The sequence below is a fragment of the Crocinitomix algicola genome (assembly GCF_001661595.2).
Taxonomy (GTDB): Bacteria; Bacteroidota; Bacteroidia; order Flavobacteriales_D; family Crocinitomicaceae; genus Crocinitomix; species Crocinitomix algicola.
Genome location: NZ_LYPF02000018.1, coordinates 138863 through 150253, shown reverse-complemented (window position 1 = coordinate 150253; position 11391 = coordinate 138863). Strand labels below are relative to the sequence as shown.

11 protein-coding genes are annotated in these 11391 nt (G+C 32.4%); all 11 read right to left on the bottom strand.

Going from position 1 to position 11391, the window contains the following annotated elements:
• Positions 1 to 114: 114 nt before the first annotated feature.
• The 11 genes from A8143_RS12325 to A8143_RS12275 all read right to left on the bottom strand — a co-directional run bounded on the left by A8143_RS12325 (position 115) and on the right by A8143_RS12275 (position 11384).
• Positions 115 to 1278, bottom strand: a complete 1164-nt coding sequence (locus A8143_RS12325; protein ID WP_066759172.1) for a glycosyltransferase family 4 protein — start codon at positions 1276 to 1278, stop codon at positions 115 to 117.
• 22 nt (positions 1279 to 1300) lie between these two features.
• The gene (locus A8143_RS12320) at positions 1301 to 2590 is read right to left on the bottom strand and encodes an MATE family efflux transporter (protein WP_066759170.1); all 1290 of its coding nucleotides are present in this window, start codon (positions 2588 to 2590) and stop codon (positions 1301 to 1303) included.
• 165 nt (positions 2591 to 2755) lie between these two features.
• Positions 2756 to 4015, bottom strand: coding sequence for an O-antigen polymerase (locus A8143_RS12315; protein WP_066759168.1), 1260 nt, complete (start codon positions 4013 to 4015; stop codon positions 2756 to 2758).
• Positions 3999 to 5333, bottom strand: a complete 1335-nt coding sequence (locus tag A8143_RS12310; protein ID WP_066759166.1) for a hypothetical protein — start codon at positions 5331 to 5333, stop codon at positions 3999 to 4001. Before A8143_RS12310 ends, A8143_RS12315 begins: the two co-directional genes overlap by 17 nt.
• Positions 5334 to 5364: 31 nt before the next feature.
• Positions 5365 to 6078, bottom strand: a complete 714-nt coding sequence (locus A8143_RS12305; RefSeq protein WP_066759164.1) for a PIG-L deacetylase family protein — start codon at positions 6076 to 6078, stop codon at positions 5365 to 5367.
• On the bottom strand, positions 6075 to 6545 hold the full coding sequence (locus A8143_RS12300; protein ID WP_066759162.1) for a GNAT family N-acetyltransferase: 471 nt from the start codon (positions 6543 to 6545) through the stop codon (positions 6075 to 6077). The genes A8143_RS12305 and A8143_RS12300 overlap by 4 nt, the downstream gene beginning before the upstream one ends.
• On the bottom strand, positions 6527 to 7486 hold the full coding sequence (locus A8143_RS12295; protein ID WP_066759160.1) for a glycosyltransferase: 960 nt from the start codon (positions 7484 to 7486) through the stop codon (positions 6527 to 6529). Before A8143_RS12295 ends, A8143_RS12300 begins: the two co-directional genes overlap by 19 nt.
• Positions 7487 to 7512: 26 nt before the next feature.
• Entirely contained in the window at positions 7513 to 8337 is an 825-nt protein-coding gene (locus A8143_RS12290; RefSeq protein WP_066759158.1) for an amidohydrolase family protein, read from the bottom strand.
• 2 nt (positions 8338 to 8339) lie between these two features.
• Complete coding sequence (locus A8143_RS12285; protein WP_066759156.1) at positions 8340 to 9377, bottom strand: N-acetylneuraminate synthase family protein; 1038 nt, start codon at positions 9375 to 9377, stop codon at positions 8340 to 8342.
• Positions 9378 to 9401: 24 nt separating this feature from the next.
• A complete protein-coding gene (locus tag A8143_RS12280; protein WP_066759154.1) occupies positions 9402 to 10595 on the bottom strand; it encodes an ATP-grasp domain-containing protein in 1194 nt (397 codons plus the stop codon).
• Positions 10596 to 11384, bottom strand: coding sequence for a hypothetical protein (locus A8143_RS12275; protein ID WP_066759152.1), 789 nt, complete (start codon positions 11382 to 11384; stop codon positions 10596 to 10598).
• Positions 11385 to 11391: the final 7 nt, after the last annotated feature.

Here is an 11391-nt window from a genome sequence, read left to right as displayed (position 1 = left end):
CTTTTATTTAAAAATTAGCCTATAATTACAGTGTTTAAAGGATGAGCTATACCTTAGTGTATTGGTGGCACTCATATCGTTTATAAAAACAGTATAAGTAGCCTAATATTCCTATTATGCACTTTGAAAAATTAATGGAGTGCTGGTTTTATTTACACTTTTGCATCGGGGATGACCTGAATCAATATGGTTATCAATAAATTTTTTGAAGTTTTTATGAAATGTTGGTGTGTCAAATTTCTCTGCATGTTCACGAATAGCAAGCGGATTGAATTCATTTTCGATATATTCAAATTCAGCAATTGCTTTTTCTATGGAACTTGCTGTTTGTTCATAAAAATAAACACCAGTTTTATGATTTATTACCGTTTCAAGTGATCCTCCTTCAGCAAAAGCTATTACGGGTGTACCACATGCTTGAGCTTCCACAGGAACAATGCCAAAATCTTCTTTAGCGGCAAATATAAAGCCTCTTGCTTTGGAAATTTCATCACGTAATATCTCATCTGATTGAAATCCCATCATTTCCACGTTAGGTCCTGCCATTTTTTTAATACGCTTTAACTCAGGCCCAGTGCCAATGACTTTTAATTTTTTATCCGGCATATTTTGGAACGCTTTAACGATTAAGTCTACTTTTTTATATGGAACAAGTCTAGAACAAGTGATGTAAAAATCTTCTTTCTCCGTCTTTAGCGTAAATTTATCGAGATCAACTGGCGGGTAAATTGTTTCTGCTTCCCGTCTGTAGATCTTATTAATTCTTGTTTTGATAAAATCCGAATTAGAAATGAAATAATCTACTCGGTTAGCACTAATTACATCCCAAATTCTCAATTTATGCAATTCGCGTTTAACCATCCAAGTTTTAGGGCCTCTTTTAAGGTTACTAATCTTCATATATTGATGGTAAAGATCCCAAGCATAGCGAACTGGAGAGTGACAATAACAAATATGTGTTTGGTTTCCATGAGATAACACGCCTTTAGCAACGGAATAGGATGAAGAAATAATTAGATCATATTCAGTCAAGTCAAAGCTCTCTATGGCTTTTTTAAATAGTGGTAAATAATTACGATGTTTCGTTCGAGCAAACGGTAATTTTTGAATATAAGATGCCGTTACTTTTTCTTTTTTAATCCCGAGTTTCTCAATTATGTCATCATTGTATACCAAGGTATATACATCAGCATTTGGGTATAATTTTATGATTTCTTTAAAAACTTTTTCAGCTCCACCCATCGTTGTGAGCCAATCTTGAACTAACGCCACTTTCATATCTCCGTGTTTTTGTTTTGGATTAAAATGTAAAATTAAGATAAACCAGATAAACTAAAGCAATACTAATGTTTAGGACTAGTGATTTACGATAGTATATCTTTTTTTGTGCTAAGATGAAATACTGTCCAAGCACCATGCCAAATATTATTAATGTGTTTGCAATAATGATATGTTGTATCGTCAGTACATAATATTGAGAATACACATATAAATAACTAACTAACAATGTTAAAAAACTAAAAATTACAAGAACGAATTTTCTTAATAACCTTTCTCGAACAATCAAACCTTCTAAAAAAGCCGAGTTTATCCAGAAAAAAGTTTGAAACACCACTAAAGGTAAAAGGTGAAAATTACTTTTATAAATATTGTCGATGTTAAAAAAATAACCTAGGATATCGAAGTAAAACAGAAGCGTAAGTACCACTCCTGAAACACCAATCATTATCATGATGATTGTTATCCACAGGTCAAGCTTTTTATGTTCTTCTAAAAATATTTTTCGAAACAAAAGTATATAAGATACACGATAGATTATTAATAGTAATGTGGCAACTCTGAAATAGAAAGAATAAATACTAACACTTTCTAATCCTAAGAATTGTTCTAAATATATTCTAGTGCTATTAGTTACAAGCATTATTAAAGGTCCCGAGAGTAAGATTAAAAATCCAAACCCATAAAGTTCTCTAATCGCCTTTTTAGAAACTTTTGAAATTCCGTTAAGTTTAGAATAATGTGTAAAAGCGACAAAGATGTTGAACACTATTAAAATAGTTAGAAACCATAATTCTTTAGAAAAAGCGAGTATGTTTAATAAATCAAGAGTGATTAATGCTCCAAGAACTAAATAAATACCTGTGTCGATGACCACTGAAAATGCATTTTTACCGCTACTTTTTAATATCGCAGAGACCAAGGCTTGATCCGCTAAAGCCACACCAATTACCAATGCTCCATACCAGTTATTCGACAAAAGCGAAGGGAAAAAAATTACGGGTAAAGTGATTAATACTGACAAAATGACAAAGTGCCAATGAAATACAGGAATAAGTTCATCTCTCTTGTGTTTCATCACAAAGTATGCGAAACTACCTGGTAGCCCAAAAGAAAACACACTTATTAAGATTAGACCAATGTTCAAAGAGTACTCGAATTCTCCGTAGACGAATGTTGTGGCTATTTGACTTAGAATTAACGGCGCAAAATAAGCGACAGACTTTAAAACCATAAAAATGGTAATTAGTCCTACAACACCTTTTAGTTGATTATTGTATTGTCGCGAAAAAGCGATAATTTTATTCTTCATATAGCTAGTAGTAAGCATATTGCCACTTACACAATCGTTTATCTCTCTATAGTAGAACTTTCAGTTTTTAGTTGGGTGCTAGTTACAGTTATTACAATATCTGTACCAAGAATATTAATAACGTACAATACGCTTGAACGGTTGTTTAAATTGTTTTTTTTTTATTTATTCTTTTACCAAGTACCTACTTAGAACTGAAAAGCAGATTAAACTTGTAATTGTAAATAAGCCGCCCGCACCATTTATAAAGTTAAATACTGGCCAAAAAACCAGAATGATAAATATGTAGAAATACATTAAAATTGCCCAATCAGTGCCTTTCAAAGCTGTCTCGTAAACAATTTTTACTAGCCTACCGAATAGAAACATAAAAACAATGATAAACCATCCAAAATCGACAAATATAGATCCTAATAAAGTGGTATAAACACCATATCGAGGTAAAATAGACTTCAAATTCTCGATGGACAAGTTTGTTCCAAAGATTTTATCGATGAATCTATAGTAAACATTAAAAGTATAAGCACCATATGTATGGTTACTGTTGTAGTTAGAAACTAGATACGAGTATTCAATCATTCCATGTGTGAAATACTGAACTGTTATCATATATGAGAAACTAATACTTTTTTCAATGTCATTTTTTTTATCAAAATTTCGCTGAAACTCATTTGTTCTATTAGCTGTAAAATTGAAGTTTGATTCGTTTAATGCTAAGTCATATACTTTGTCACCTAAAAACTCTTTAGATCGTTCAATGAAAATATAATTCATGATACCAAAAACTACCAGTCCTGTTAAACCAAGTATTAGATAAGTTTTAGTTTTTAAGATGATTCTTTTCAAGTATATTAAATGAAGTAATAAGAACATCAGGTTTACAAAGATTACAGAACGTGACCCTACTAAAAAAGCATCAAAAATTTGAGCAAAAAACACAAAATATACTATGACCTTTATGGGCCACCAAAGTTTTAATTTGTATTTCCACATTAGGAAAATTGGTATGTAACCGAAAGGAGCAATCGTGGAAGCAATAATTCCTAAGGGGTTACCGCTTCCAGTTTCCATTTGTTCCCTATTAAACATATTGCCGGCGCCTAAAGAAATTCCACGTATGACAAATCGATCAAATAGTTTGAGAAGTACACCGATTAAAGCGAGCGTTAGAATGATTATAAATATAGATTTCAATCTATCTGCGTTGATTTCGAAAGATTTAAATGACCGCGATGGTATATAACATGCAAAAAGAAACGAAAACATGGTTAAAGCCATCAAAAAGTAAGCGTTCCAACTTAATTCGATATTAACTTTCAAAGGTGCTGTAAAGAATAATATTGCCCAAACCAAAAACGCCATAACGGTCGTTTTTATCGGATTAATTTTCTTTAAAAATTCGTTATTTCTAATTGGAGTGTTCAAACCGACTTAAAATATTTTTAAAGGCTGAAATCAATAACTTCTTATTTTCATCATCTTGTAAATGGTCTTTGAAGTTTAGTCCATCAGCCACAATACCTTGGTAGCTAGACGAGACTAATCGGTTCAAAAAGTGTTGCTTTTCGGTTAATGTGAGTTTTGGGAATGATTCGGTTTTGATTTGGTCAATTATAGCTGGTAGTTTTTGGTAACTATCTATTTTGATGCAGTTTTTTTGTTCCAATTGAATACCATCCCCCAACATTACAATTGGTTTATTAGAAAAAACACACTCTATTGAAACGGTTCCGGTTACCGTTAAAATTAAATGAATTTCGTTCCAAATATCAGTCATGCTGCTAGAATGATGGAGGCAATAAAGTTTTTTTGGGTTACTTTTTATCAAGTCAAGTATTTGATCATCTATTTCATATTTTGACTTAGGGTTTGGTTTTAAAATTAAAACTTCATTATTTCTTAGCTGTTTAAGAGTTTCTCGGATAATTACATGTTGATCCGAGTGTGGGTGACCCCAAACATCTATATTAGCCTCAGGCTGCATTTGTAAAGGATACAAAAGTTTGAATTCTCCAGTTATTTGATTGAAAGGAGTGGATAATTGATCCCAATGGCGAATGTTTTTTGCACTGATTTTATTTAATTTTCTTTTTACAAATGGAGATGGAGTGTTGTATTTTTCACCTCTGTAGAAACCTTTAATTAATTTAATTTTGTCTTTAATTTTATCCTGATTCGTTAATGATATTTGTGAGTTCTTCATGTAGTCAGGCTTAACTTTTCGACCTGTAATTTCGTTCACAAACGAAATAGCTTCATCTTCAGAATAAGTTTCATTTGAACCGAAGTATGGGGTTGTTGTGTCAAACTTGTAAAATGAAAAACGTTTACTTGGATATCGTGAAGTACAAGGGTTTAAGTATAAAATTTTATTTTCTTCGCAGGATTTGATAACTAATAATTCATGAAAAGCTGTTGCTTCACCAAAAGCCAAATTTGGTTGAATCGTTTCAATTAATGAAGTAATGCGATCATTATAATAGAAAATAAAGTTTTCATTTTGAATTTCAAAGTAGCGTATACCCCTGTTGGTATGTATAATTCTGTCCAGGTTCGCTGTTTTTGTTACCTTATTTAAATCAGATTTTTTAGGATATGGAATAATATGAACTTTCCCAATACTTGGTGTGAATTCAGCATTTTGAACAATCCAGTGAATCTCATGACCTAGGTCTTGATAAACTCGAGCAATAATTTCCCAAAGATCAGTTTTATACCTGTTTTCTACGAATAATATTTTCATTTGAATAAAGCCAAAAAATGTTTTAGAAAGTTTATATTTTTGAACGAACTATAACAAAAGCTTCTGCGTACATTTCACCGATTATTATTCCTGATCGCTGAGCTTGAATTCGAAGGGCTTCAGGACTTCTAGGATGGGGGTAAGTTCGTTTTTCGAATTGGTAGCACTCCATTCCAGAAATTTTAGCCGCTAAATCTTCTTCTTCAATTTTTACGTAGAGATTAGGAATAAAATGCATAGGATGACTAGAAGCGCGCCACTCTGTTCCACTCGGAGTCTCAAAAGTAATGATTGTGTTTGTCGTTTCACTTTCCATTGGTCTACTTGCGGTTATAACGGCGTCAAATGTTCGTTGATGATCTATGTTTAGATCTCCACCATGATGTGTGAAAATGATGTCTGGTTGAAAATCATTTTTTTCTTTTTCAATCACTTTAATTATGTCTAATAAATCGACGGAATCAAAACGGTTATCTGGAAATTGATATACACTTAAGTCATCATAACCTATTTTACGCTTTGCTTCTAATATGTTGTTATTGTGGACATGTAGTTCTTTGTTCCAAAGTTCCGCATCTCTTGTATTTGAACGACTTGTTATTCCCTCCCCTAATATAACCACTTTGATAGTGGCCTCATTTTCACGTTTTAAGCGATGTAATGTTCCTCCTAGTCCCAGCAACTCGTCATCAGGATGTGCTACTACCACTAATATTTTTTTATTTTCAAAAGTAATACCGTTCATTTTATGAATTTTTTAAATACGCTGCATGTACTGTTGCGTATAATAACCTTATCTAATTCGGTAAAGTTAGCAAATTGAAAAGCTTTAATTGAACCAACATTAGATGTTTTAACAATTCCTTTTAGAGGTAAACTAAGGTGAGGTGGATAAATTGAAGAAATTATTTTAAGTAGAGCTGTTCCTAGTCCTTTACCTCGATGATTTGGAGCGACACTATAGTCTATTATGCCCTCATTGTCTTTAAAGTCTATCCTAATCTGTCCGATTGGAGTTGATTTTAAATAAAATATGAAAAATAAACAGTTTGGGTCGTTTAGTTTATCTAAAAACCAATTAACGTGATCCGACCATTGTATAGCGTCATTAGAAAAGGCATTCTTCCTAACAATTGGATCATTGGCCCATTCAAATAATATTTTCATATCATTTTTATGAACCTTTCTGTAAGTTATAAGTTCAATATCCATTTGAATATATTTTCTTGTCCTTTACCATCTACTAACTTTTGTCCAATATTTGAACACTTTAGTCTTGTTTCTTTGGGCCCCATGTGTTCAATTGCATTTTCAAGTTTTTTTGAAAAAAGAGGATCATTCCACATTATGCTCTTTTTTATGAAGCCTGTTCTTGTATAAAAACTTAAGTTTTTTTCTTGATCATTATCGATACATATGCCTATAGTTGGAATCCCTAAAATACTTAATTCGTGTAGGGTTTGACCACCAGCCGAAATTGCCAAATCAGATGAGTTCATTAAGTTTTTCATGTCATCCTCATTGATAAAGCCAAAAATGTTCATTTCTGGAAATTTTTCGCATAGTTTCAACTTTAAACTATCATTACCGGCTACAACGCGAATATCAAGTCCTAAAGAATCACAAATATCGATTATAATAGGTAATCTATTTCTATAATCTGAACCACCTAAAGTGATAAGTACTTTTTCGAGTTTTTCTCGAATGGAGTATTTATTCCTTTCTTCTCTAAATTTAGGACGAACACAGGTGTATTTTTTACCAGAGGCAACTCGAATTTGTTCGTAGTTTATTTCGTCTCCGTAGATATTAACATTTAATATTGCTGCATTTTTAGGGTACTGAATTCTCTGATAATCATCATATATAATTAATTCTTTGCAAATTAGATTAATGTAATTCAAAACTTCAATCTTTACTAAATAACTATCAACAATTACAATTGCATCAATAAGCTCATCTTTTATAGAAGTGATTTTAGATAGCCAGTCTAGTAAAATAACATGATCGAATCGATATAAATCCCCAGCTTTAGCCAGATAATACTTTGATTCAATTCCATTGTTTAGAAACTCTTGGTAAACCATTTTGGTTCGCATATAGTGGCCTAATCCAATTCCTTCCCCAGCTTCTGTTAATATGACAATTTTCATGATTTACTCTAATTTTACCTAAAAAACTAAAAACTACTTATTAGTTTTTTAGCATTTTCGAATAGTATGGCTTGAGTATCCGCCTTAGAAAAATGATGTCTTTCGAAAAACGAAATGTTTTCTTGAATTGCATGATTTATATCTACATATGGATGGTCACTAGCAAAGAGCACTTTTTCTATCCCTAATTTTTTATAACAGAATGCAAAGTCTTTTTCAAGAGAGGACCCAACATAAAAAGGTAAAGTAAAGGAAGTTTCTAAGTAAATATTGGGTTTGTCCAATGCAAGTAGTAAAGCATGATGAATCCTAGCGCCGCCAGAATGTAAGAGAATGATTGGTACATCATTTACTTGGTCAGCAACTTTACAAGCGAAACTCATACTGTCAATGCTATACATGGCGCTGGTGCCGAAGCTCGTGCATATGACAATGCCAATTTTTTTACTTGCCGCATATTGAGAAATTTCTACTCCTCTATCATGATATTCAGCTGTTAAACACATAAAATAACAATGAAATTTTATAAATTTAACACCATTTTCACTTGCGTTATCAATTAAAGTCTTCCAGTTATCATCCCTAAAGTCAATTAGATAGGTAAAGGTGTGCGACTCGAAATGTGCATCTAAAAAACGCATTAATTTGATGTTTTCATCTTTATCATGAAAATAGTTCTTATTGAATATCATCAAATTTAAACCTTTTAATGATTTAAACTTTTCCCAGTATTTTGTGAAAAAATTGATTGTATCAGCAGGAAACAAAGTTCCTTCTTGCGCTAATTTGTCGTGAACAACATTTTGATCTCCAATTGGTTGTAAGTGGACATTAAAGTCAAATATGTTCATAATTACTCAAATTTTAAATCAGCCCAATTTAATAATTCTCCCGAAAGTTTATCCGCGTTTACCCGGGCATTTTTACTGAGGATAAAATCCAAGTCTTTACAATCAACACCTTCTGTGTGACGCAGAAATTTTAAGTCTTGAAGTTTAATTTTGTCACCCGTTTTTAGCGCACGGTTAAATACAATTCTATATGTCAAAGATTTTTTAAACGATAATTCTTCAGTTTCAATTGTAAGTCTTGGTTGCGTAACAAGACTTTTTTGAATGTCCGCAATACCCCTTGATAAATCCCGTAATTGGTCAGGGTTAATCGAGACTACCATATCAGGAGACTTTACTGAGTTACTACTCGTAAAATGACGTTCAATAACCGTAGCTCCTTTAGCAACCGCGGCAAAAGAACAATAGTTTCCTAATGTATGATCCGAGAATCCGACCAAACAATTAAACATCTTTTCATAAATTAACATCCTTTCAAGATTGACACGATCGGGAGTAGTTGGATATATTGCATTACAATGAAGAATGATATAGTCATCATTTTTATTTTTTTCGAAAATTTTAACAGCATTTTCTAATTCTCCATACGACACTAAACCGGTTGAAAAGATTGTAGGCTTTTTAAGTTCTGCTACTTTTTGAATTATCTGAGGAAAAGTACCAATTTGAGCCGAAGCTAGTTTATAGATTTTTGTATCTAGTTTTTCCAAAGCCTCTATAGAATCCATATAGGTGGGAGATGAGAAAAAATGAACACCTCTTTGGTTACACCGTTCATTTAATTGGTAATACCACTCCTCATTTAAGTAAATTTTTGAATAAAGAGATTTAATGTCCTCTGTTGGGTCAAAGTATAATTTTTCAATGTCAAGTGATTGAAATTTGACAGCATGTGCCCCATTTTCTGCTGCGGCATCAATTGTCTCAAGTGCAAGGTTTAAATCTTGCATATGATTGGATCCAACATCTGCGATAATGAAACAGTTTCCTTTTTTTATCTTTGTATCGCCAACTGTTATTGACTTTGAATGTTGTGTCATATTCTATTTTTAAGCTTTTTTAAATTAATTTGACTTTACAGAAGTATATTGTAACTCAACGGAATTTTGATAGTTTTGGGTAAGATGATCTACATCCTCAGTTCCAGAAATAATGATTATTCCATCTCTGTCAGCACCAGAATGAATAGGTTTGATCGTATCATTTACCTTTCTAAACAATTTTTCTTTAATGATTCTATCATCCTTTTCTTTTGGATACCCAATTGCTTTTATCTTTCCAGGATTAAATTTTATAAATGAAACACTTACTGGCTTTCGAGCTATTTTCTTGGGCGTATTTATTTTTAAATTAGATGTTGCATCATTGATAAGGTTGCCAACATGATCAATTCCAGAAACAGCGGGAACAACAATTTCAGATAGATAAACACCTCCACCTCGATTTGTGTTTTCTACAAGATATACTCCCCCCTTATTATCAACGATGTATTCTCCATGGTTAAATCCAAAATCATAATTGAATTCGCTACAAACTTTTTCATGGATTTTCATTATTTTATTTTCTATAGCTGTATCACCGACTCCATAAGTCATTCGCACTGCAACTTGCTCCTTGTTCGTGTCCATGTGTCGCCATCCAAGTGCAAGTGATTTATATTCACCTTTGAAATAATAACCATCAACTGCAACATGAAGTCCCTTTATATAAGATTCAATTATTACGCCTCTGCTTATTGAATTTTGAAGTGCATGAAAATAGGCTTCCTTTAATTCGTTTTGTGTTTCTATTTTACTTACCCCAAAGCTACCTCTATTATCATTAGGCTTGATAATGGCGGGTAAACCAATTTTCTTGATAGCCCTTCGCGCTTCTTCTAAACTCCAAACTAATTTGTAGTCAGGTGCGTTTATTCCTTTTTGAGCTCCTACCTTTCGTTGTAAATACTTAGAGTTGGACAGTTGCGCTGCTTTTAGGTTAGGACCGGGTAAATTATACTTTGTGCATAAGTAAGATTGACTAAATAAACTATAGTCGCACTGATTGGAAAGTACTGCTGTAAAGTTATGTCTATTGTAAACAGCCTCAATAAACTTTAAATCTCTTAAATCACCAATATAAACTTTTTCGATTTTATTTTTTAAAACATAATCATCGTTATGGTGTATGCCTATGACAGAAAATTTTTCGGCACACCTTCTGATTAAAGTTTCCTGTTCCCAACCACAATTAATAATTAATACTTGTTTTTTTTTCATTTACTTTTCGTTCAAGTCCTTTAAACCTTTCACTTTTTCTCCATAAAGTGTTTTAAGCTCTACAAGTGAAGGAAAGAGTATCCATCTTCCTTTCTCGTTAGACCATTCTGGTTGATCACCCTCATCAATAGGTTCCACTCCATGAATTGTGGACGGGTTCATAAGGTAAACATCACCAATTTCTATTTCATCATCTAAATAAATTCGTTCATTATTTACTTCGATATAGAGTCCCCCTTTAGGGAAATCAGGACCTTTTTCTGATAAGCAGCTTATGATAACACAAAATTGTTTATTTAAAGGATCGACATGTTTACTTAAGTAACCACCACCTAATGGATATTGAGCAACAGACGATAATGTTATGAAATGGTCCGGTTCAATTTGTTGCGTTGCATATTCAGTTGGTAATTCTGCTATTTTATTTCTTAAAATGGACATTGCACGTAAGTAGTGGACGTCATCACCTAAACCTTTATTCCAATAAAACGCATTGTACGCTTGCTTAACTCTTTTTACAGCAGATTTTTCAGGATTGTTGTCCCGTCTATAGAAATTAGGTGTGTCATTGGTTATGGGAAGGTTTAAAGGTTCGTTATTTTGAAAATAGGCGAATGTTTTTTTTCGTATTTCAATACTAGCCTCGCGATCGAAACAGTTTTTTAAGATGATGACCTCACCACGATTTATCTTCTCTCGAATATGAATGATATCTTGTTCTGAAAAACCTTCAATTCTTTTAGTTTGATCATTATACTTAAAATGATACATTTTGTTAATCAGTTCCATACTTTTA